The sequence below is a fragment of the candidate division WOR-3 bacterium genome, from assembly GCA_016934535.1.
In the GTDB taxonomy this organism is placed as follows: domain Bacteria; phylum SDB-A; class SDB-A; order SDB-A; family SDB-A; genus JAFGIG01.
This window is the reverse complement of record JAFGSQ010000046.1, coordinates 1-21,811: the sequence shown is the minus strand read 5'-3', so window position 1 is coordinate 21,811 and position 21,811 is coordinate 1. Positions and strand designations below refer to the sequence as shown.

The 21,811-nt window shown below is 41.6% G+C and carries 23 protein-coding genes; 2 read left to right on the top strand and 21 right to left on the bottom strand.

Annotated elements, in window-relative coordinates; translation table 11 throughout:
- Nucleotides 1-349: 349 nt before the first annotated feature.
- The 6 genes from JXL83_07090 to JXL83_07065 are packed head-to-tail and all read right to left on the bottom strand — an operon-like array spanning nucleotide 350 to nucleotide 4,678.
- A complete protein-coding gene (locus JXL83_07090) occupies nucleotides 350-1,195 on the bottom strand; it encodes a hypothetical protein (GenBank protein ID MBN2363880.1) in 846 nt (281 codons plus the stop codon).
- The gene (locus tag JXL83_07085) at nucleotides 1,196-1,663 is read right to left on the bottom strand and encodes a PTS sugar transporter subunit IIA (protein ID MBN2363879.1); all 468 of its coding nucleotides are present in this window, start codon (nucleotides 1,661-1,663) and stop codon (nucleotides 1,196-1,198) included. It abuts the gene before it with no gap.
- Between the two features lie 11 nt (nucleotides 1,664-1,674).
- Nucleotides 1,675-2,232 carry a DUF2179 domain-containing protein gene (locus JXL83_07080; GenBank protein MBN2363878.1) on the bottom strand — a complete coding sequence of 186 codons (558 nt, stop codon included), beginning with the start codon at nucleotides 2,230-2,232 and terminating at the stop codon, nucleotides 1,675-1,677.
- On the bottom strand, nucleotides 2,233-3,087 hold the full coding sequence (speB, locus tag JXL83_07075) for an agmatinase (GenBank protein MBN2363877.1): 855 nt from the start codon (nucleotides 3,085-3,087) through the stop codon (nucleotides 2,233-2,235).
- Nucleotides 3,088-3,096: 9 nt separating this feature from the next.
- Nucleotides 3,097-3,642, bottom strand: coding sequence for an arginine decarboxylase, pyruvoyl-dependent (locus JXL83_07070; GenBank protein MBN2363876.1), 546 nt, complete (start codon nucleotides 3,640-3,642; stop codon nucleotides 3,097-3,099).
- A gap of 7 nt (nucleotides 3,643-3,649) precedes the next feature.
- The gene (locus JXL83_07065; protein ID MBN2363875.1) at nucleotides 3,650-4,678 is read right to left on the bottom strand and encodes a deoxyhypusine synthase; all 1,029 of its coding nucleotides are present in this window, start codon (nucleotides 4,676-4,678) and stop codon (nucleotides 3,650-3,652) included.
- 115 nt (nucleotides 4,679-4,793) lie between these two features.
- Between JXL83_07065 and JXL83_07060 the strand changes: the two genes are divergently transcribed.
- Nucleotides 4,794-7,886 carry a PAS domain S-box protein gene (locus JXL83_07060; GenBank protein ID MBN2363874.1) on the top strand — a complete coding sequence of 1,031 codons (3,093 nt, stop codon included), beginning with the start codon at nucleotides 4,794-4,796 and terminating at the stop codon, nucleotides 7,884-7,886.
- On the opposite strand, the gene JXL83_07055 is transcribed toward JXL83_07060, so the two are convergent.
- Both JXL83_07055 and JXL83_07050 read right to left on the bottom strand, forming a co-directional pair.
- Nucleotides 7,877-8,212 (bottom strand): VOC family protein, encoded by a 336-nt coding sequence (locus JXL83_07055; protein MBN2363873.1) that lies wholly within the window; start codon nucleotides 8,210-8,212, stop codon nucleotides 7,877-7,879. The two genes, JXL83_07060 and JXL83_07055, sit on opposite strands and share 10 nt — an antisense overlap.
- A gap of 44 nt (nucleotides 8,213-8,256) precedes the next feature.
- A complete protein-coding gene (locus JXL83_07050; GenBank protein ID MBN2363872.1) occupies nucleotides 8,257-8,916 on the bottom strand; it encodes a hypothetical protein in 660 nt (219 codons plus the stop codon).
- Between the two features lie 155 nt (nucleotides 8,917-9,071).
- On the opposite strand from JXL83_07050, the gene JXL83_07045 reads away from it, so the two are divergent.
- Nucleotides 9,072-10,013: a magnesium transporter CorA family protein gene (locus JXL83_07045; protein MBN2363871.1), complete on the top strand. Its 942-nt coding sequence runs from the start codon at nucleotides 9,072-9,074 to the stop codon at nucleotides 10,011-10,013.
- Nucleotides 10,014-10,026: 13 nt separating this feature from the next.
- Here JXL83_07045 and JXL83_07040 read toward each other — a convergent pair whose 3' ends face one another.
- From JXL83_07040 to JXL83_06980, 13 genes are all read right to left on the bottom strand, one after another.
- Nucleotides 10,027-10,308 (bottom strand): hypothetical protein, encoded by a 282-nt coding sequence (locus tag JXL83_07040; GenBank protein ID MBN2363870.1) that lies wholly within the window; start codon nucleotides 10,306-10,308, stop codon nucleotides 10,027-10,029.
- Nucleotides 10,309-10,333: 25 nt separating this feature from the next.
- Nucleotides 10,334-10,792: a hypothetical protein gene (locus tag JXL83_07035; protein ID MBN2363869.1), complete on the bottom strand. Its 459-nt coding sequence runs from the start codon at nucleotides 10,790-10,792 to the stop codon at nucleotides 10,334-10,336.
- Nucleotides 10,793-10,864: 72 nt separating this feature from the next.
- Complete coding sequence (locus tag JXL83_07030; GenBank protein ID MBN2363868.1) at nucleotides 10,865-11,863, bottom strand: glycosyltransferase family 9 protein; 999 nt, start codon at nucleotides 11,861-11,863, stop codon at nucleotides 10,865-10,867.
- Entirely contained in the window at nucleotides 11,860-12,717 is an 858-nt protein-coding gene (locus tag JXL83_07025) for a hypothetical protein (protein ID MBN2363867.1), read from the bottom strand. Before JXL83_07025 ends, JXL83_07030 begins: the two co-directional genes overlap by 4 nt.
- 97 nt (nucleotides 12,718-12,814) lie before the next feature.
- Nucleotides 12,815-13,381 (bottom strand): hypothetical protein, encoded by a 567-nt coding sequence (locus JXL83_07020; GenBank protein MBN2363866.1) that lies wholly within the window; start codon nucleotides 13,379-13,381, stop codon nucleotides 12,815-12,817.
- A 47-nt stretch (nucleotides 13,382-13,428) separates the two neighbouring features.
- Nucleotides 13,429-14,427, bottom strand: a complete 999-nt coding sequence (locus tag JXL83_07015) for an endo alpha-1,4 polygalactosaminidase (GenBank protein MBN2363865.1) — start codon at nucleotides 14,425-14,427, stop codon at nucleotides 13,429-13,431.
- A gap of 48 nt (nucleotides 14,428-14,475) precedes the next feature.
- Nucleotides 14,476-15,336 (bottom strand): DUF1848 domain-containing protein, encoded by an 861-nt coding sequence (locus JXL83_07010; GenBank protein MBN2363864.1) that lies wholly within the window; start codon nucleotides 15,334-15,336, stop codon nucleotides 14,476-14,478.
- Nucleotide 15,337: 1 nt separating this feature from the next.
- Nucleotides 15,338-15,691, bottom strand: a complete 354-nt coding sequence (locus tag JXL83_07005) for a hypothetical protein (GenBank protein MBN2363863.1) — start codon at nucleotides 15,689-15,691, stop codon at nucleotides 15,338-15,340.
- Nucleotides 15,692-15,949: 258 nt separating this feature from the next.
- Nucleotides 15,950-16,774 carry a nucleotidyltransferase domain-containing protein gene (locus tag JXL83_07000; protein MBN2363862.1) on the bottom strand — a complete coding sequence of 275 codons (825 nt, stop codon included), beginning with the start codon at nucleotides 16,772-16,774 and terminating at the stop codon, nucleotides 15,950-15,952.
- A 101-nt stretch (nucleotides 16,775-16,875) separates the two neighbouring features.
- Nucleotides 16,876-17,331 carry a hypothetical protein gene (locus tag JXL83_06995; GenBank protein ID MBN2363861.1) on the bottom strand — a complete coding sequence of 152 codons (456 nt, stop codon included), beginning with the start codon at nucleotides 17,329-17,331 and terminating at the stop codon, nucleotides 16,876-16,878.
- A gap of 147 nt (nucleotides 17,332-17,478) precedes the next feature.
- Entirely contained in the window at nucleotides 17,479-19,521 is a 2,043-nt protein-coding gene (locus tag JXL83_06990) for a S9 family peptidase (GenBank protein MBN2363860.1), read from the bottom strand.
- Nucleotides 19,522-19,724: 203 nt separating this feature from the next.
- On the bottom strand, nucleotides 19,725-21,494 hold the full coding sequence (locus tag JXL83_06985) for an acetylpolyamine amidohydrolase (protein ID MBN2363859.1): 1,770 nt from the start codon (nucleotides 21,492-21,494) through the stop codon (nucleotides 19,725-19,727).
- 74 nt (nucleotides 21,495-21,568) lie between these two features.
- Nucleotides 21,569-21,811 (bottom strand): mechanosensitive ion channel family protein (locus JXL83_06980; GenBank protein ID MBN2363858.1); only part of this gene is annotated, 243 nt, incomplete at its 5' end.

The window sequence follows — 21,811 nt, the reverse complement described above, 5'->3', positions numbered from 1 at the left end:
GGTTCCTTTTTTTAGCTTTTTTTGATTATATTTTCTTTTTAGGAACCAGTCTTTTTCTTTTTATTTTTTATAGGACACTAGTGATTTCAGGTTACAAATTAATAAATAATGGCATCTGTAGTCCATTTTATATAATAAATTATTATGGCAAACCGGAAGAAAGTCATGAAAAAAATGAAATGTTCACGTATGAACGGTTTTAGGATTCAGGCGGTGTCAGATCCAGCATTCCCGACGGGATGGAATTTGCAGATAAATGATCTCATTCAAAAGCTGTAATAAATTTCCGCGCTAACCGCGATGCAAGTAACCTGATTCAACGGACTTTTAAAAGACAATCAGGAAAATATTATTTATTTTTAAGGTCTAATAGATTAACCTCAACCTCGCCAAGAATAGTCTCTTCAACCGACATGACGTTTAAAGTCAATGCGGTAGGGCCGTAGTTATTTATCGTACAGTGCCTGTAGCGCTCAACTACAACAGCGTCTTCGCAGTTGATAACAATAACCTCGTTGCCGTATGCCGTTCCTCCGCTTATCAATTCAACTACAAGCAAGACAGAATCCTCTTCGCCCTGAAACCACATTACAGGTAAAACCATTCTCTGATCTATCACGGCAATGTTCTCGCCTAAATTTTTCAAGTTTAGAATAATGATGTTTTCACCTTCCCCCTCGTATCCTGTCCCGTTTGAATACGTCAAAGCGGCGTACGCGGAGTCGGAAGACAGATATGCTCTCCCTTTCTGCCATGACATATCTCCGGGTTCAAACAGTTCGACAAAATGACCTGAGCCGAAAACAATCCGTCCTTCTGAAACTGATAAATTTTCCCACGTTTCAACCTCACCTCCGACAAGCCTTCTCGAAAAACACGGAACACCCCTTGCTCTAAGCCGGTATACAGTCTCTTTCGATTTTTCTGTTCCGTCAAAAGCACCCGCGCACACTCTGTAAACTCTTTTATTTTGGAAAACACCCTGCGCGATGAAAAAGCGCGGATAGGCACCCGTTTGAGGAAATCCTTCCCGTTCCAGAATTGAATTCAACCGCTCCGTATTTTCGTAAATATCGTCCAAGCCGGTTATGGAAAGTATCTGGATAGTCCATGGATTGTCGGCATCCGGCATAGATGGAACGAGCGCGACCGACGTGCTGAGCAGAATAATCGCAGTTATAATCATTTCCAACACTCAGATAATTATATTCTTCGTCAGTGTGTTGAAAATCTCACCGCTGTCGCTTGATTTCTCTATTTTGTCCCTGTTTATTTCTTCCTTTAGAACGGAACTCAATTTTGAAATAAGAGTGAGATACTCGGTTCTTTTTTTGGAAGGGTAAACTATTAAAATCACAATTTTGACCGGTAAATCGTCTATGGAACCCCATTCCACTCCGTCTTTGAGTATCCCGACGCAGACTGAAAGTTTTTCCACGTTGACTGATCCAATGTGCGGAAAGGCTATTCCGAGACCTATTCCGGTCGACATCAACTCTTCGCGTTTAAGCAGTTCGTTTTTGACTTCGTCGTAGTTTTTCAAGTTCTCCTGAGGCGTCTTCGACAAAAGCTCGACAATTATCTCCTTTTTATCTTTACCATCAAGAAAGTATATGTTCTGACTCTGAACGAAATATGACGCGAATTCCTTATCGTTTTTCATCTAATTTCTCCTTATTTTTTTTTCCCAAACAAACCGATTTTTTGCCTCTCTCTTACAAAACCTCTGTGCAGAGAGACCATGTCCTCGACCGTTACAAAACTTTCAGGCTCAGTTGAATTTACCAAACCGAGAACATTCTGAACAAATTTTCTTTCGACAACTGCGTAAATGATTCTGACGTCTCCTTTCGCCCCTTTTCCGCTGACCGTTGTCACCCCGTAACCTTCATCCCTGAGAAGCATAGGCAGTACATCAAGTTTATTTGTTGTGACTATCGTAATCATCTGCAGTCCGAAAGCTATTCTCTTTTCTATCTTAATTCCCAGTATGTTTCCAATAGCAAAACCCACCCCGTATCCGATGTAGCATGAAACATTAGTTAGATTGGCCAGGACCTGTGAAATAGCAAGTATCCATATTATGACCTCGAAAAAGCCCAGCACTGCTGCAATAGTCGCCTTTCCCCTGGCGACGAATATAATCCTGACTGTGCCGATAGAGACGTCTATTATTCTGGCAAACATTATCAGGATCGGGATTAAAACCCATGTTATTATGTGTTCGTTCATTTAAAGCCTTTTATCAAAAACGTATCCGAGAAATTTATAAATCAGTTTGGCGGCAGTGAATTCCGAATGCCTGTTTGAATCGGGTTTAAGCTCAACCACGTCGAATCCTATGACGTTTCTTCTCAAAGCAGTCTCTTTCAGAAGATCCAGCACATCATACCATCCGAGCCCTCCGGGTTCGGGTGTTCCCGTTGACGGTAAAATAGAAGGATCGAAAACGTCCAGATCTATTGTTACGTAAACGTCATTTCCAAGTTTTGAAACTGCCTTTCGTATCCAATCACAGTCCTTCCTTATATTTTCGGCCGTAAATACTCGTTCGTCCGATAATATTCTTTTTTCCGTGACGTCGAGGCTTCTTATGCCTACAGAGACGACGTTCAATCCCGCTTCTTCAGCTCTTGCTACCACGCACGCGTGATTGTATTTATCGTTTTCGTATTCGTCGCGCCTGTCCGAATGCGCATCGAGATGCAGTAAGCTTACACGGTCAAATTGCCGTGCGAAAGCCAGAAAAGCTCCGATCGAAACGGAGTGTTCACCGCCTACGGTAACGGGAAACCGATTCTCCGCAATATGTTCCTGAATTTTTTTCTTCACTTGTTCGACCATGCGTTTAGTGCTGTCGGTAATCACGGGAGTTTCGGTGAAGATTCCTTTTTTGTAGACCTCTTTGCCGGTTTCTGCGTCGAAGAGTTCCATGTTTGAGGAAGCTTCGATAATAGCCGCAGGTCCTTTATCGGCTCCCTTTAACCAGGAACTCGTCAAGTCAAAAGGTACCGGAATGACTACAATGCCGGAGTTTTGCCTTTTTGAATATTCCGGTTCCAATCCACCGAAATTTTTATATAAAATACTTCACCTCTAATCGAGGAGAAAAACGGCGGCGGCGAGGACCGTCGTCCATAAACCGTCTTTATTGCCTCTTGCAGACTGAGCTATGGGGCGTGTCACAAAAACATTGCCGCTGGCCTTGTACACCTGCTTTCTTTCGTCCCAGGCGAGATTTGGGTCGAACTGAATTCCCAGAGTTGTCGCGAGCATCGAAGCGGCAAGGTCCTCAGCGTATTCGCCGGCGGCTTTCTCGGTCTGACCGAAAGCATGGTGTTCCGACAGATATCCGTACTGTTCATAACCTTTGGTCATGGCCATTCCGACTGCCGCAGATAACAGTCTGTTCGGTTCGTTTGTCTGGTTTTTTGCCATCACGCAATAAGTCAGTTGGCCGGCCTTAAGTTTTTCGAGGCCTTTGTTACGCGATATGATCCTGCATTTCGGAGGCAGGATGCTCGACACATAGACAAGATTGCATTTTTCAATTCCCGCGTCTCTGAGAGCAAGCTCAAAAGACGCGAGCATGTCTTTGTGAACTCCGACACCGTTCGTCAGAAATACACCCTTGGGAACCATCGCTTCTTTATTCATTTTCATCCAAAACCTTGTTAAAATTTTTCGGTTTCCTTGCCTGCCAGTTTTTACGGTGATACACATAGCTCGCAATGAGAGGCAAAGCTATTGTGGCTTCCGAAAACACCATCTGTTCAGCTCCCTGGTCTACTTTACCCCATGAATGAGCTTCTTTTAAAGTTGAACCTGAGAGCCCGCCGTCTCTTTCGTCGGCAACTGTTATCTGAACCGCGTATTTGTGCATGTTGACCTGTTCGCCCAATATCTCAGCGGATACGGTTATGTCCTGAGCGAAATTTTTCGGCACGCCTCCGCCAACCATAAAGAGTCCCGTCTCCCCGGACCATATTTTAATCTTAGTCAATTCAAGAAAATCCCTGACTGAATCTATCGTGACTTTTGGCGAGCCGCCTCTTTTACTCTGATGTTGGACGAGTCCGAAACCGGCCGAGCAGTCGGAAAAAGCCGGAACGAAGACGGGTATTCCTTTTTCGAAGGCTTTTCCGACAACGGATTCTTTTCCCAGATTCTTTTCCTTTAAATACCTGCCCATGAGCATTATGAACTCTCTCGAAGAATATGGCTTCGGCTCGGCTTCGTCAGCTATCAGCCGGACCGTGTCGTCGCATATTCTAAGTTCGTCCTCGTCTATAAAAGTGTCATATATTCTGTCTATCGCGTTATTCATGAGATCGTCGTCATCTGCGCTCGGGATGCCTTTGTAATGCTTGAAACCCAGCGCTTCGAAAAAATCCTGATCTACGATTATGGCTCCGGTTGAAACTATAGCGTCAACCATGTTGCAATCCATGAGATCCAGTACGATTTTTTTCAAACCGGCGCTGAAAATCGAACCGGCCAGGCACAATATTATAGCGCAGTCAGTATCCTTCACCATGGTGTCGAAAATCACAGAAGCTCTCGAAAGGTTGCGAGCCTGAAACGCCATGTTTCCAAACTGATCAATTAAATCCTTTGAGTCAAAAGACTTTATGTCTATGTGGCATATCATCTCTTTTAAATATTCCTTTTTTTCCATTTCACTTCCTTTCGAATTTTGATTTTTCATACTTCAAAATGAATATAAATTCAAGTTTTTTCTGCTTTATATCCTTTGACATGAAGATGGACATAAAATATCATTCTAACTGTTTATGACCGGATCAAAAAAAAAATACGTAAAAAAAGTTTTAATCTGCACAAAAGATGCGGTTTTTTTCAAAAAACTTTCCAAAATTCTCGCAGAGCAGTCGATCCATTCGGTTCTTTCCGTAAGCATTCCGAGATTTCTTAAAAAAAACGATCCCAAGATATATTCCGCATCCCTTGTCGACATCGAGTCCGGTGTTCTAAATGGGCTGGAAAATATAAGCAGCGCTTCACTTGTATCCGGCAAAGCTCCTGTTGTGTTTTTGATAGGCAAAAAAAACAGAACTAATGTAAAAAACTACATCTCCGAGGGCTGTTTTCTCTGCCTTGAGAAAGACCCGTTTTATCTGGAAAACATAGCGCGTTCTGTGTCAGTCGCGACAGAGTCTTCGTGCGCCAGACCCGGCGGCTCTGCCGGAAGGAAAGACTTTTTCGGAATGATCATAGACAGGATACCTCTTCCCGTTATTGTTTCATTCGCTCCCGGCTTCAAAAAATCACGGGTCAACAGATACGCCGAAGCCTTTTCTTCGGAGAAGATTTCCGATATAAAAAAAGTGAAAACCAGTGATCTTATAAATTTATGGCCGATGTACTTTCCGGACGGCTCATTATCCTGCGTAAGCAATCACCCTCATTACCGGGCGATTAAGGAAGGAGTTTCCGTAGAAAATCAGCTTATGGTAATCAAAAACAACGACAGGGAATCCTGGGTTTCGGTGAACTCTTCGGGTTTATTCGACAACGAAAGCAAATTACTCGCAGTGATGACGGTCTTTCCCGACATAACTCTGCTGAAAAAAACAGAGTTATCTCTTATGCGAGAAAAAGCATTTCATTCCAATCTGATTGAAAACGCTCCCGAAGCCATAATCATGACAAGCAACGATGGGCAGGTATTGAATATCAACGAAGAATTCACGAGGCTTTTCGGATACGAAAGAGGAGAGATCCTCGGAAAATGCGTGGATGATTTTATAGCGCCTCCAGACCTCAGATCCGAAGCCTTTTCAATAACAAAAAAAATAGAGAGTGGAGCCGGTGTCTCCATTGAGACCGTCAGAAGAAAAAAAGACGGCTCTCTTTTCAATGTCTCTATCGTAGGCGCACCAATAGTCTTTGAAGGAAGGCAGGAAGCGGTTTACGGCATCTACAGGGATATTTCAGACAGAGTCAGGGCTACGTCAAATCTCAAATCGAGAATAAAAGAGTTAAACTGTCTTTTCAGAACAGCCGAGATCCTTCTCGAAGAGGAGTTCGAGGAATCCGACGATGTGTTTTCGCGGATCGCACAAGAAATCCCTGTCGCCCTTTCATTTCCTGAACACGCATTCTCGCAGATCAAACTTTCCGGAAAAAGCTACTCTTCAAAACCTTTTAACGATTTCGTTCATTCGTATTCTGCCGAGATAAAAATAAAAGAAACCACGGCCGGAACAGTGAGTGTTTTCTATGATGAAAGTATTGGTCTTGACAACCAAGACCCTTTTCTCGAAGAGGAAAAAGCCATGCTCAAGGACATAGCATCAAGAATATCTTCTTTTCTCGTTCAGAAACAAACTCTTGAAGAACTTCACGTAAGCGAGGAAAAAATGAGCCTCGCCGTCGACGCCGCAGAAATTGGACTCTGGGACTGGTCATTTCAAACCGGAAGACTCGAAGTGACTGAAAGATGGGCTCAAATGCTGGGGTACGAAAAAAATTCAGTTAAAACCGACATAAAGTTTCTTCTCGGCATAATTCACCCTGAAGACAAAGAAAGAGTCATCGACCTGCTGGAAAAACAAAGATCAAACCCTGAAAAATATTTTCGTTCTGATTTCAGGCTGAAATGTGCGTCTGGAAACTGGAAGTGGGTTTTAAACTGCGGAAAAATTCCAAGAGACAACCCGAATCATATGGTTGGGATTTCAATCGATATCAACGAACAAAAACGCCTGGAAGAACAGCTGTTGCAAGCACAGAAGATTGAAGCAGTAGGTAAGTTAGCAGGCGGAGTGGCTCATGATTTCAACAACATTCTTCAGGCGATACTCGGTTACGCCGAATTCGCTTCAGAAATGCAGGCGAAGTCACGCGACTGCTCCAAAGAACTTATAGAAATTCAAAACGCTTCTGCCAAAGCCATCGAACTCACATCCCGTCTTCTCGCTTTCGGCAGAAGACAGGTCCTAAAACCTGTTTCACTCGATTTGAACGAAAAGATAAGAGACCTCTTGATCATGATAAGAAGAATCATAGGAGAGAACAACAGGCTCGAATTCATTCCCGGTCATAAACTCGGATCAATTTGGGCGGACCCTGTCCAGATAGACCAGGTCCTTCTGAATCTCTGCATAAATTCGAGAGACGCGATGCCTTCCGGTGGAGAAATTCTGATTGAAACAGAAAATGTGTATTTTGACGACGATTACTGCAGAACTCACCCGTGGGCTTGTCAGGGCAAATATGTTCTTCTGAGCGTTTCCGATTCGGGAATCGGAATGAACGAGGAAACATCAAGACACGCTTTCGATCCTTTTTTCACGACAAAGGAGCCCGGAAAAGGAACAGGCCTGGGCCTTTCAACTGTTTACGGAATTATAAAACAGCACAACGCGATGATAAATCTTTACAGTGAATTAGGAAAAGGGACAAATTTTAAAATGTATTTTCCCATAGTGGAACAAAAAGCTTCGGAAGTGGAGCGAATTCTCGACGGCCCGATAGGAGGAGGAAACGAAAGAATACTCATAGCCGAAGACGACGAAACTCTCAGAATAATGCTGAAAAGAATGCTCGAATCTGCAGGATACACGGTTTACGCGGTCGAAGACGGCGCCCAGGCGATTTCTAACATAAAGGAAAACTGGCCGAGAATCGACCTTGCTCTTCTCGATGTAGTGATGCCCAATATGGGCGGAAAAGAAGTTTACAACTTTATCAGGGACAACCATCCGCATATAAAAACAATTTTCTCGAGCGGTTACACACCTAATGCCATTCACACCGATTTTGTTCTCCACGAAGGACTCTCTCTCGTTCAAAAACCATATAAAAGAGAACAGCTTCTCAAAGCCATAAGACTCGTTTTCGAAAAAAAATCCGATCAGAACTGAGATTTGAAAAACTCAGTGTCAATAAAGTGGCAGAAATACTGAATCTCTATGTCTCTTTCTTCAGGATCTTTCGCGTAAAAATGGTATATATTGTAATCTTTATTGAAAACTAGTCCACTGATGGCACTGTTTTTGAGTTTTTCATAAATTTCGTCTATTTCTTTTTTTTCGGTATAAAAAAATGTTATCAAAGATTCTCTGAAAGGTCTTGTACCCTTACAGAACCCGATAAGCATGTTGTCGTGTCTCAAAATTATACAGTCTTTCTGCTCAAGCCAGACTTTCATTCCCATGATTTCAATGTAGAAATTTCTCGTTTTATCCATATTCTCGGTGTTAAAAAAAATTATACCCGCCACTGATCCTTCTTTTATTTGTTAAATTTTTTAATTGAAATTCTCTTGGCTATTCCGAGTATCATCCCCAATACTATTGCAAGTAAAGCCGCCGTTATCAGCCTGTATTCCGGGGGCAGGAGAAAATTTACAGTGTGAACCGGCAGCCAAAACCAGATTATTGCTGCGCCGACAATTCTGAACATGTTGTCCCAATCTATGTTTTTGTAGACTTCTATCAATTTCCATTTCCTGAATAGTTCACCGCTGTCTATTAAAGTATCTGTTATACGGTGAAAAATCATAAATGGAAAAGCAAATATCGCCTGCATGAAAAACGATTTCCAAAACGCCTGAGCCAAAACAGAGTTTTTTCCTGCGAGAAGTCCGATTCCGATCAAGCCGTCTACGCCGTATGAAAACAGAGGAAAAACAGCCGCGAATACAAAACCCAAAAACGCCCAAACCAGAATTCTCTGCCAGATTCTTATGTTCCTAATTCTCCATTTTCCGGCGACTATTTTCCAGCCAACCAATTCGCCCATAGTCCCCAGAATTGCGAATTTCAGCATTCCCATTGGATATGGATAGGTTTGTGTAAGATTGACGAATTCAGTTCTCGTCGCAGGCACTGCCAAAACAGCCAAAACGGCCAAAAGAAGCAGACACCAGAAGACAGACCCTGCAAAATCCATTTTATTCCTCCCGTTTTCATAATTATGAGAATAATTCAGTATGTTTAACACCTGACAATTTTTTGTCAAGTATATTTCGTTATCTTAAAAAATCGGTAAAATGATATAATCCTGCGGTTATAATCCGCCCGAAAACAATCAATCCGGAGGTCGGCATGGTGCATAATTATTCATTCTCAGAAGGAAAAATTGTTAAATACATTCAAAATCCACAAAGCGCCCTGCTTCCTCAGATTTGTCTTTACACTTGTCCAACGGAAGCCGAGAAACACGAGCTAATAGAAAAATATAAACTCGACGAACACACTCTTTTCTCCATAATGGACCCGGACGAACTTGCGCGTCTTGAAATTGAAGAAGATCACTGCGCAATAATCTATAAAAGACCTAAAAATTATTCAAGTGATGACAATTATTTTTTCAAAGTCACTTCAGCGGGTATTTTCATTTTTAAAGATTTTCTGATTATAGTTTCGGCTGATGATATGGCTTTTCTCGAATCCAAACAATTCAAGAACATTCACTCAGTTCAGGACGCTGTACTTAAAATATTCGAAATCTGCATAACTCATTTTCTTGAGCATCTCAGAATAATAAACATGATTACCAATGAGCTCGAAAACAAGGTTAACAGATCAATGGAAAACAAATACCTCATAAATCTTTTCACCCTTGAAAAAGGCCTCGTTTATTATCTCAACGCGATCAATTCCAATTCGACGGTTCTCGACAAATTGCGTATATATTCGAAAAAAATGTCTTTTTCCGAAGAAAATCTCGAATATCTCGACGACCTCATTATTGAAAACAATCAGTGCCTGAAACAGACTGAAATTTACTCAAACATCCTCACCGGGCTTCTTGGAGCCAACGCTTCAATCGTCTCAAACAACTTGAATGTTCTCATGAAAAATCTCAATGCAGTCGTTCTCGCGATTATGATTCCCAGTTTTTTCGCCGGAGTCGGCGGAATGTCAGAGCTTACAGAGCTTATCGGCAGAGATAAATGGTATATTTCCTATCCTGTTTTTCTTATAATTATGGCTGTCCTGGCCGTGTTGACATACTTTCTTGTAAAAAGAACAGAAAGGCACTGAACGGATTTATTTTCTAAAGTTTGCCTTTCAATGGATGATCCGTGACCCAACCGGCCTGGCTTTCGTATGGAACGAACATAATTTTGATATCAGCGACACTCTCACTTTCAGTCCACATAAGTTTGCTCGTCGCCAGACTTTCGTCATCGACGTAAAACCAAAGAAAATCACCTTCTGCGACGCTTTCCGTATCGCTCAAATATACCAAGATGTCGGCTTGTGATTCGTAATCGACTTTTAACGCCCTGTGGTCGGCCTGGCTTTCATATTTAACCTGATAAATTTTTGCCAACATTCCTCCTTTTCAATAAATAGAAATCTTAATCTTTTGAAAAAGAAAAAACTTCCGGTTCGATAAGTGTCTTGTACTGCTCTATGTCCATTATAACGGAATCCGTTCGGGAAGCGGCGTTAAAAGCAATTTTTTTGTTCTTAAACACCGATTCGTCAACGAAAAGATCGAGATCTATAAGAGGTCTGCCGAAAGGCGGAACGCAGTTCGGCTCCAATCCAGTAATTTCTAAAAGCTCTTCTCTGGTCGCGAATCTTATTCTTTTGGCTTTAAAACGGTGTCTCAGGGAAGAAGAATCAATTTTTTTCGCTGCGCTCAAAATAAAAACGTAAAATTCATTTTCAATTTTCATGACAATAGCTTTCCCGCCTATTGAGATGTCCTCTCCTCTCGCCGTCGCTGACTCTTCAGAATTAGCAGTCGATGCGTGAGAAACCTTTTTATACACCGCTTTTTTTTCATCCAAAAACTCAAAAAGTTCTTTCATTGTCACCATACCGCATATTATATCGCAAAATGTCAATCTTCAAAACTTTTAAGAATTTGCAGTTAAAATAATTCATGATTTTTCAGCCATTTTTAATACGCTCCTGCAGATTTTCATGACGTCAAGATATCTCATGCACTTGTTTTCCGAACACTCCCTGTTAAAACTGCACGGAGAACATTCAAGCTCCGCAGTGATTACTTCGTTTCTTTCTCCGTGAGGACCCCAGACCCTGGGATCAGTGGGGCCGAATAACGCCGTTGTTGGCACATTCAGAGCCTGCGCCATGTGAAGAGGTCCAGTGTCAATGCTCAAAAGGACGTCGGAAAAAGAAATAAGCGCCGCGAGTTCGCCGAGTGTCAGAGTTCCCGGAAATATCATGACCTTCCCTTTTACAGATGAAGTTAAATTCTCAAGATAGCATATTTCGGCTTCACTTCCGACGGCGAAGATATCAAATTCGGAAGAAAGCTTTTCAATCACTTCAGCGCTCAGCTCAATCGGAAGATTTTTGAAATTTTTCGAACTGGCCGGACAAAACACGAGCCTTTTTCTATTTTCTTTTTCCCCTAGTAATTTTCTTATTGTTTTTAAATCGCTTTCTTTCGCCCTGAGGTAGGGATAGGTGTTTTTAGTGATAATGCCCAGAGGTTTGAGGATTTCGAGCTGGTTGAGGCCTTCTTTTTTAATTTCTTTTCTGTCTCCTGATGCTCTGTGAGTGAAAAACAGGCCGTTGACTTTTCGGCAGTATCCGAGTCTGAGCTTTGCGTGAATAAAAAACGCCAGAATGGCCCCTCTCGCGGCAAAATTCACGGACACGCTCATATCATAATTTATTTTTCTCAATGATTTTACAAGTTTACAATATCTTAAAATTCCTTTGTCCCTGTTTTTTTTGTCGTAGACATGAACTCCATTTACAAATGGCGACAATTCAATAACCGTCGCGCACAGCGGCTGGACTAAATAATCCACTGTGGATCCAGGAAATTTCTTTTTCAGTTCTTTTGCCACGACGCTTGACAGGACCACATCGCCTATTGCGGCGAGATTTATTACGAGTATTCTCAACTCTGTCTGTCCTTTGCCCGTTTGTAAAGTTGTCCCATCGAATTCAATTTGAGATTTTTGAAAAACTGCATTTCGTTTATCTCGCTGTATCTCATGCCGCATTCGTCTTTGAGCAACAGCAGCAATTCAGATCTTATCCTTTTCATTTTCCTGCTTTTAAAATCAACATGGCTCAGGTTGACGCCGTATTTCCTTTCAGTTTCACTTATTATTTCATCCTTTCCTCGAAAAACAGCGCTTTCATCTTTTTTAAAGAATCCATCCCGAAAATTAAAATTTCCGTCTCCTATAATTTTACCTTGATGTAAAAAAAACCGTTGTAGCTTTTCGTCGATATTCTTCCTGACGAAAATCCTGAAATCTTCTGCAGTCTCAAATAAATTTTCTATAAAACCTGTGTCCAAGAATCCCTGTTTCTTGTTGAAATAGAAATTTACGCTCGACCACCTGTATGAAAATGCGTCCACAGTTTTTTTTTCTTTGACCGGGATGTTCAGAAAAAAAGCCAATGTCTTTTTTAAATATTTTCTGTCCTGAATGAGAAATGATTCGAATCTGTCCTGAAAAAGATAACCTCTGGACTTTGTCTTTTTTCTGAAGTACGATGCATAAAGGCTGTTAAGCTGTCTCATGAAATCCGACAATTTTCCTGATGTGTTCCTCAGAAGTAAGTGAAAACTGACGTCGCTGACGTAAAAAGCGAAAACGTCAATTTTCAGCGTCGAAGCTCTTTGTTCCAGAATGTTAAGAAATTTCAAAACACAAAAATCGTCGGGAAATATTCTTTTGTTTTCTATACTCTTAGAAATGACGTAGTGAAGAGCTCCCTGATACGTTAATCTCGGTTTGCGCATCACATATTTTATTCATGGGTAAATTGTAAAGTCAACCCCCGTCCCTTCCCTGATATTACTTAAACTATTTATGGAAATAAAACAGATTAAAGTTCAATCACTGCAGATAGTCCCAAAGTATAGTGGGGACAGGAACGGAAAAATCCTCAAAAAAAGTTCTGAGCTGTAATGCTTTTTTGTAATATTCGGCGGCTGATGAGTCCGGATTCTCTTCTGATATAGGTTCGCCGTCTGCTTCACTGTAATAGCTCTGAAATAAACCGTTTTCATAATAAAACACTTTTTCTGCAAGTTGTTCGCTTTCATCCGCAGAGATATTTTGAATGAGAGTCGACAGCATTTTAACCGGCAAGCCGTCTTCTCCGTAATAAGCGGCATCCACCGCTGTATAAGACAGATAATGATATGTGTTTTCTATCATGCAGTATTTGATGTCGTATTCGCCTTCATCTCCCACAAGGTCGTAATAGGCCATAAGACTGTTATATGTGTTTCCTATTCCCGGTATGACCGGATGTTTTATGTAGGCTTCCCTTGTGTACAGTTCTCCGGAAAGGATTTTGGCGTCAATTTTTAGGGAGTATGTATCGGCTTCGCTCTTGTAGAAATCTCGTAAATATAAATTCTGCTGAATTACCAGACAACAAACAACCATCACAATCATAATCATAAATATATCATTTCGTGCATTTTGGGGCAACTCGAAAACATCTAGTTGACCTCGTAATATTCAAACGCATCAATAATGTCGAGATACACTCCGTCGAAACCGGCATCTATTATCTTTTTTGTGTAAGAGCTGTCGTTGCCGAAAATTACGGACTGCCATCCGGGATCCCAATATTCAACCCTGAAATTACCGGGCCAGTCTGGGTTTTCCTCTCCCAGCCATGAAGGGGGATCGGTTATCCATTCGTTTTTCCAGTAATACCTGTAATTCTCGGCTTCGCCTATGCTCATGTAGGCAAGAACGAGTCTGCTTCCGCCAGAAGCTTTATTGCCGAGTGTCTGGACATCGTCGTAAGTCAGAAGTGTTCCTTGAAAAAAAGCGTCTATTATGAGAAGGTCGAAATCCGTCGAGGAGAGCGCGTTCAAGTATTGGGTTTTGCTCTGGTACTGTTCCGGATTAATCAAATAAAGAAAATTCTTGGCTTCATTTATATTTAAGATGTCAAAAAGGTTTGAGTGATAAGGCGCCGCGGGATATGACGGAATGTTGTTTAATTCCCTTTTGTCTGCCGCAAATGAAATGTAATCCCTTTGAAAATTCATCTGATATGAAGAATCGACAAAAATTCTCGTCGAACAATAGTCAGTGACGAGAACCTCTATGCCGTTTATTTCCGCGCGGTCGAGAAATCCCGTCATGTAATCCCTTTCCACGGCAGGTGTCGGTATGTCGTCCTGATCGTATCCGTAAAAAAGGTCTTCCCTTCCTAAACCGTCTATCGCGGCGATATATTCCGTCTTCAGAGGACCGCCGGCTTCTCCGTCAGAGGTTATCAGTTCGTTACCGTTCTGCGGAACGACAATGAAGCCCGGCCTAAGGCTGTCAGCGTATGAATTAACTTTTTGAACAAAAATTCGCATGTCTTCGCGGTAATCCCTGCTAGTGCCGGGTCCTGGTTCATTCGGATTTTTATCACTGCATCCTGAAATTGCCGCCAGAAATATTACACTCAAAAGACAATAATAATATTTTTTAATCATGACCGGCCTCCGTTGAAAGTAACTTAACGATATTATAAACCGGATTGTCTAAAAAGAAAGAAGCGGAAGATTTGGATCGTACTCAAAAAATTTGTTCCGTACTTTTTCATTGCATGGGCCGGCGTAGCAGTATATGCATCCGGCCGGGCAGGAGCCGTAAACACCGATGTCCACGCTCGTGTCGCAGAGGCATTTTTCCCTCCGAGCCCGGTCTTTGGTACCGGTAACTTTTCTTCCCGATATTTTCTCCAGGAGACCGGCGTCTACACATTTTCCTCTTTTTATACCTAGCGAGGACAGATCTGAGCTCTCTGCACAAGTCGTAAGTTCCATAGCGGATTTTTCAGAAATTTCCGCAAGCTTGGCGCTCAATTCGTAAATCGTCCGTTCGTCAAAATCTATAAGACCTATAGATCTCAGATTGTTTTCACATTTCTTGTACTCATCGACAAAGCTTATGACACACTTTTTCGTCCGGCCACTGAGAGAATTCGAGGTTTTTTCAAAAGATAAAACGTGCCATTCCACAGAATATTTTTTAGTCAGAAGTATAGGGTCGTACCTCCAGACGATTCTGTCCGGACCGATCAGATCCGACAGTTTTTTGAAAGCGCCCACCCTCTCTTCTTTTTTCGCGACGTTAGGTTCCACATCATTTTCGTATGAGTTCAAAGTAAACTGAAAATAATAGGCGTATTTTTCTATTTCTGAAAGACTACTGATCATCGGTGAAGGATTTTTTGTCCAGAAGACAAAGCCGTCGACATTGTCCGGAACGAGAGAAATTTCCTTAACAAGATTCAAATTCCTGGGATTCCTGACCTGTACTTTGCCTTCGCTTATCCTTTTGAAAAACCATTCGGTATAAAACGCAGGAATGTCCGTGCGTCTGCTCGCGCTTACAATCAATTCATTCTACTTTTATGAAGTAATAAGCGACAAACTCGAATTCAGGACCAGGATTATCAAAATATTCGATGTGGTCCGCCTTGAATTCATCGGCGCTAATGTTAGTCTCACCCGACCATAAACTCTCAGGGATTTTATCCCATCTGCAAAGCTCCATGCCGGTAATCCGAATAGTAACCCTCCGGATTAACGAGCTGTCATATACATCGTAGTATTCGCCGACGACGAGCGGATCATCGTAGTTTCCGTCCGAGACGTCCACTTCCCCCATTTTCACAACGCTTGCTGTTTTTTTACCTTCAATTATCTGTTTTACCAAATCGTCCGAGACAAACTGTATGCGTCTTTTCTTCATATTATTCCCTTCTTTTCGTATTCTTCTTGCGCCTTTTTCTCGTCTTTCAATCGCGTGACAAACGAAAACAATATTATTACGGCAAACAGAAAAGCAATTATTATTCCCAATACCCAACTTGACAAGTTCATAAAAACCCTTTCTTACCTTTTCATGTTTTTAAAGATATTTATTTGAGCCAATCATAATCTTTACCGAGAACTTCACGTTTTAACAATTATAAACCTTTGCTTTTCCGGCTGCATCTTCTCCCTTTCCTCATCTTTCAGCAAAACGCATGTCAGGTTTTTCAAGCCCCACTTGAAAACCTTGTGCAGCAGCCTCATGCGACAACAGTCCAATGAATATATTCATTTCCTTAGGAAATGAGAATTTGGAAAATTCTGAATCAGTCCTGAGATTTCCAATCTGACCAATGAGTCCGAACAAATGTCTTACTTCATCCTCAGCCGATTTGCCGATTTTTCCTTTAAGAGCGGTGTTGAAAAGTCTTTTTCTCGGATCAAAAGAAACATCATCCAGCAGGGCTATAACTTTCAGGGCCAATGACATTACCTCAAAAACAATTTTTCCGACACTCATTATGTCTCTCAACTCAAGGGAATACTTTATCGCTCTGTTTCTCCTTATTAGCATATCGAGCTTTCCTTCAAGCCTCTGTTTTCTGACCATTGGATTAACGGCAGTCAGCACTGATATCTTTTTTGTGAAATTTTTCGAAGGATCTTCAAGAACAATGGCATTGCTGTATTCATAGAGATAAAAATCGTTGAGTTCCACGAGTTTTTGTTCTATTTTCTCCAGCGTTATACCATAATAATGAAGTTGAGCTTCTCCAATCATCACTTCTGAAGGTTTCCCTTCCTTCCAGGAGGTATTTTTCGATATTTCATCGAATATCTTTTCTCTGCTGACAACAGCAATGTCAATGTCGGAATTTTTTCTGCAAAGACCCGAGGCCACTGAACCTACAATCAGAAATGACAATTTATTTTCAAATGAAGAAAACTGGGGCAAACCTTTCAGATACGGCAGACATTCATTTTTTGCTTTTTCAAGAAGAAAGGACTGTATTTTTTTCAAATCAATTCCAAAATATTATACCCGCATTAAATTTAATTATACCATAGCCGGAAAATCAATGAACAAGCCGTTTTGACCGGTAAATTCTTCATGCATTTTTTTCACTCTTCATCGGTTTGTTCCATCTGATTTTCCCAGTAATCAATATAAAACTGTACCTGTTTTTCCAGTTCGAGCGGCTTCCCGTTCAATCTCTTCCAAAAAGAATCTAAAATGATAGACGACATATCGTCCGGATGCAAAATTCCCAAAGAATTAAAATAGTCAGCCAGACGCGAATCGGACCATAGCCCCCAGTTGTTTCTGATCCAGGTTCCCAAACCGTGATGGTAGTTAATCATTTCTGATTCCTTTCCTTCAGACATTTTATCAATCGTTTCCTCGGGTAGCATCTTATTCAACTCCATGAAACAATCCTCAATATCCACGGGTATGTAATATCCTGTAAGAGAGTTTACATCCTCTGTCGGATTTAGCTGAATTTCGCCGTTTTCTTCCCCGAATATTACGGTCGATGCAAAAAACAGAACCGCAATTACCAAATATTTCTTAATCATAAATACCTCCTGAGAAAACAATCATGAATACCGAACGCTGAATGGAAATATTCCAATTTTTTAAATATTTCAAAAAATACCCGTAAGAAAACAGAATTGTTCTGTTATCTTCGATTTACGGTTTAAAATTTCTAATATTTTTAAACATCAACCTTCAAGCCCGAGTGTTTTATTAAGGAAAGAGTATATATCTGAGGCTTGTTCCACCAGTTTCGACAATGATTTTCCGTGTCCGTGTCCTGCTTTTTCCTCAATTCTCAGTAGCACGGGACTTTCTCCGGAAGATTTTTCCTGTAGTTCTGCCGCGAATTTAAAAGAATGAGCCGGATACACCCTGTCGTCTGTGTCGGCAGTCGTTATAAGTACCGGTGGATATTTTACACCTTTTTTCACATTATGAACCGGTGAATAGGCATAAAGGAATTGGAAATGTTCCTTATTTTCCGGATCTCCGTATTCGGGGATCCAGTATCTTCCAACTGTCCACTTGTGATACCTAAGCATATCGAGTACCCCGACCTGGCATACTACGGCTCCGAACAGTTCTGGTTTTTGAATCATGCACGCGCCTGTCAGAAGACCTCCGTTGCTTCCGCCTCTGATTGCAAGCTTTTCTTTTTGTGTAAAGCCGTTTTCGATCAAGGATTGTGCCACGGCGATGAAATCTTCGAACACGTTCTGTTTGTTTCCTAGCATTCCTCCTTTGTGCCAGACCTCACCGAACTCGCCGCCTCCCCTGAGATTCGCCAGAGCGTATATTCCTCCTTTTTTCAGCCAATAATATAACGAAACGGAAAAGGAAGGTGTTTCAGGTATGTTGAATCCGCCGTATCCATACAGAATCGTCGGATTAGATCCGTTCCTTTCGACACTTTTTCCCCGGACGAGAAAATATGGAACTTTCGTGCCGTCTTTCGACACGGCAATAAGCCTTTCGATGGTAAATTCAGACTGATCAACGGACAGCCCGTCTCTGCTGAATTCCTTCATTTCATTCCTGTTAATGTCGTACTGATATACTATCCCCGGGTAAGTGAAAGAAGTGTACTTGAAATATATGTCTTTTAGATCAGGTTCCCCGCTTATGCCCAGAACTGTTCCCAAGCCCGGCAGTTGGATTTCATTCAGAAGCTTGCCTTCAAGGGAGTAAATTTTTAGAACGCTGTGAGCATCGTAAAGATATTCAAGAATAAATTTTTCGCCTGCTGTAGTTGCATTTAAAAGCTTATTCCGAGTCTCCGGAACTACCTCTTTCCAAGCTTTTTCGGATGGATTTTTCAGGTCGATTGATACAATTTTCCCGAACGGTGCGTTTAAATCTGTTTTAAAAAAGAAGATGTCGCCTATGTTGTAGACATAAGTATATTCCGCTTCAAAATCAGGAATTAATCTAATGAAACGTTTGTTTTCAATTAACTTTCTGACGTAAACCAAATTCTTGTTATCGGTGCCTATACCGGCAAATATTAAAAGATATTCACCGTCATAGGTCACAACCGGATAAAAATCCTGCTCTTTGTTTTTGTTGTCCTCAAAAATCAAAACGTCCTGAGACTGATCCGAGTTCAATTCGTGAAAATACACCTTTGAATAATTTATTCTGTCTTCGGGAGGGACTGAAGTCTCTTCCGGGAACCTGTTGTAAAAAAAGCCGGAAGAGTCTTTCTTCCAGGAAACGAACGTAAATCTGCACCATTTTAAAGTCTCCGGCAGGTCTTTTGTCTTTTCGACATCTAATATTTTTATGTCCTGCCAATCCGAACCGGATCTGCTTATCCCGTACACGAGGTATTTTCCGTCATCAGATATATACAGCACCGACAACGACGATGAACCGTCTTTACTCCATTTATTCGGGTCCAGAAGAATTCGCGGCGGTGCATCGAGAGATTCCTTGACGTATAAGATATTGTGGTTTTGAGTGCCATCGTTTGCTAGGTAGAAATATTTTCCCCCTTTTACTGATGGAGCATTCTGACTAGAGTAATACCAGATTTTTTTGAGCTCCTTGAGAATTTTGTCGTACGCCGCGCCATCCCGGAGAAATTTCTTAGAAAATTTGTTCTGTTCGGAAACCCATTTACCGACTTCTTCAGTTTCTATTTTCTCGAGCCATCTGTATGGATCCGCAACTTGTTTACCGTGCAACTCTTCAGTAAAGTTCCGTTTTTTAGTGACGGGATATTTCATCTTCAGTCCTTTGTTTGAAATTCTTCATTGAAATTTACAAAAACCTTATATTGCACCGGAATGATCGACCGTATCTTTGTTACAAGCGTAAAAATGGTATAAAACAAGCAGATTGTATCTTATTTCATTAACACCGGATTTCATAGTAAATTCCCTCTGAAGACAAATGTACCTGTAAACACTTCTTCACGCCCCAATTTATTCTATATTCGCTTCCGACCAGTTTTCTTACCGGAATCGAACGAACCTTCCCACACGCCTTTAAAAAACCGGCTAAGGTTTCTGCCTATCGTTTTAGTCTCGTAACCTCCTTCCTGGACGAACAGCGTTGGGTAAGACATCAGGCCTATCATATTTCCCGCAGACTCAAAATCATCGGCGTCGAGCGACCATGTGCCCGTCGGGTCTCCCCTTGCAGTGTCCGCTCCCAGCGCCACGACAAGGAACTTCGGATCAAACACTTTTATTCTTGAAATCGCTTTTCTCAATGCATTGAAATACCTTATTGTAGATATATGTTCGGGCAGCGTATAGTTGACGTTGAATCCCGTTCCCTCTCCTTCTCCCACTTCATCCAGAAATCCGCTGAAAAACGGATAATCGTTCCTCGGGTTGACGTGTATTGAAATTGTCAAGACGTCTCTCCTGTCGTAAAAAATACTCTGCTGGCCGTTGCCGTGGTGATAGTCAATATCAAGAACGGCAACTTCGCCGTGTGCGCTTAAATAATCCGCCGCAACGGCGGTTGAATTCATATAACAAAATCCTCCGAAAACTTTTTTTTCAGCGTGATGCCCCGGAGGACGCGCCAGTGCGTATGACAGACGCGAACCGTTTAATATTGATTTTGCTGCCGTCAAAGCGCAATCCACGGCTTGTCTCGCTGCCAGAAAAGCGTTCTTATTCAAAGGCGTAAAGGTGTCTATGCAGTAGTAACCTGCTCTCATGGGAAGTTTCTTCGGCGGACGCGAACTATTACGAAGCGGGAACACATAAGGATATACAGATTCTTTTTCCGGTATGGTTTGGCACACTTTTTTCAAATAATTGTAAAATCCTCTGTCGTGAACTGCGGTTATGCGTTTATCGGAAAAATGCTCAAGCGGTATTGTCCTGAAAATACCAGTCCTAGTAATAGAAGCCAGTACTGTTTTAATTCTAACCGGTGATTCGACGTATCCTCTTTCTTTTACGTGATGAATTGAATGCTTGTCGTTATAGACCAAGTCTATCATTTTATCATCGGGGATGAAGCGGTTTACAGGAACGACTCGCCTGTTTTTTATATGTTTGTAAGGTCTGAGTTTAACAGGGTCATCCTGTATCGAGTTGACGACCATTTTCACGTACGCTTTTTCGCATAAATCGGGATATTTCCTTTCCAATATGGCTTTAACGATTTCCTTCATTTCGTCTTTGCTGAATTCTTTTTTCCTGTCGAGGATGTCAACTACAAGGTAAGGAGGATCTCCTGTGCCGTCTTTAACAGGAGTTTCGTATTTCGTATTGATCAGGGGTCTGGCGCCGTATTTCTCGTAGAATTTCAGCCGGTTCCTGTTCTGCCTGAGCAGGTCGGGATTTTTACAAAGCCCGGAATCGTCAGGTTTGCATTCAAAAAAAAGACCTTTTGCCCCTAGAAGGAGTGATTCTTCCCTCGTCCTCTCATACAAAGCGCCTCCTACTCCTTTTCCAGAATAGTTTTTCGCAGTAGAGATATAATCGAGATAGCAGAAATTAAGGTCCGGCGCGTGAAAAAGAAGCGCAAAGCCCTTGACCTCTCCGGTTAAATTGTCCGCGACGAACAATATCGAACGAAATCCGTATTTCAGAGGATTTTTAAGCAAATCCGGGAGTCTTTCGATTTCGATAGTTCTAATGGTCTTGAACTGCTCGTTCAAAATCGTTTGAACCTGAGTCATGGCTTTCTTGTTAATAGGTGTATTAGTGTCGTAAATCCGCCGGATTCTGAACATTTTATCCGTCCATATTCGTATTTATAAAAAACAGGAAGAATTTCATCCAATTTATCACAATCGGTGAGAGTGTTTTAAATGCGGTCGTTCCCGTTTGTGCTGTAAAATCTCGTCGTAGGATAAGCCAATTCAATGTCTTTTTCCTTTTCAAATGCCTCGAGAGTTGCTTCCCATATCTGCTGTTCGGTCTTTCTTCTCTGACGAGGTTCGACAAGATAACGGATAGTCAAAAGGACCCCGCTTTCCTTGACAGATGTATATATTATTGGGGTCAGCGCTCCGTAAAAAATCATATACTTTTCCGCCGCGTTTCGAAT

Bases quoted from the DNA above. Each gene is read 5' to 3' on its own strand.
- JXL83_07025 (MBN2363867.1), bottom strand. From the start codon at position 12,717: ATGCGCAAACCGAGATTAACGTATCAGGGAGCTCTTCACTACGTCATT.
- JXL83_07055 (MBN2363873.1), bottom strand. From the start codon at position 8,212: ATGGATAAAACGAGAAATTTCTACATTGAAATCATGGGAATGAAAGTC.
- JXL83_07015 (MBN2363865.1), bottom strand. From the start codon at position 14,427: ATGATTAAAAAATATTATTATTGTCTTTTGAGTGTAATATTTCTGGCG.
- JXL83_07050 (MBN2363872.1), bottom strand. From the start codon at position 8,916: ATGGATTTTGCAGGGTCTGTCTTCTGGTGTCTGCTTCTTTTGGCCGTT.
- JXL83_06985 (MBN2363859.1), bottom strand. From the start codon at position 21,494: ATGTTCAGAATCCGGCGGATTTACGACACTAATACACCTATTAACAAG.
- JXL83_06990 (MBN2363860.1), bottom strand. From the start codon at position 19,521: ATGAAATATCCCGTCACTAAAAAACGGAACTTTACTGAAGAGTTGCAC.
- JXL83_07070 (MBN2363876.1), bottom strand. From the start codon at position 3,642: ATGGTTCCCAAGGGTGTATTTCTGACGAACGGTGTCGGAGTTCACAAA.
- JXL83_07005 (MBN2363863.1), bottom strand. From the start codon at position 15,691: ATGAAGAAAAGACGCATACAGTTTGTCTCGGACGATTTGGTAAAACAG.
- JXL83_06995 (MBN2363861.1), bottom strand. From the start codon at position 17,331: ATGATTAAGAAATATTTGGTAATTGCGGTTCTGTTTTTTGCATCGACC.
- JXL83_07035 (MBN2363869.1), bottom strand. From the start codon at position 10,792: ATGAAAGAACTTTTTGAGTTTTTGGATGAAAAAAAAGCGGTGTATAAA.
- JXL83_07060 (MBN2363874.1), top strand. From the start codon at position 4,794: ATGACCGGATCAAAAAAAAAATACGTAAAAAAAGTTTTAATCTGCACA.
- JXL83_07085 (MBN2363879.1), bottom strand. From the start codon at position 1,663: ATGAAAAACGATAAGGAATTCGCGTCATATTTCGTTCAGAGTCAGAAC.
- JXL83_07065 (MBN2363875.1), bottom strand. From the start codon at position 4,678: ATGGAAAAAAAGGAATATTTAAAAGAGATGATATGCCACATAGACATA.
- JXL83_07040 (MBN2363870.1), bottom strand. From the start codon at position 10,308: ATGTTGGCAAAAATTTATCAGGTTAAATATGAAAGCCAGGCCGACCAC.
- JXL83_07080 (MBN2363878.1), bottom strand. From the start codon at position 2,232: ATGAACGAACACATAATAACATGGGTTTTAATCCCGATCCTGATAATG.
- JXL83_07045 (MBN2363871.1), top strand. From the start codon at position 9,072: ATGGTGCATAATTATTCATTCTCAGAAGGAAAAATTGTTAAATACATT.
- JXL83_07020 (MBN2363866.1), bottom strand. From the start codon at position 13,381: ATGATTGTGATGGTTGTTTGTTGTCTGGTAATTCAGCAGAATTTATAT.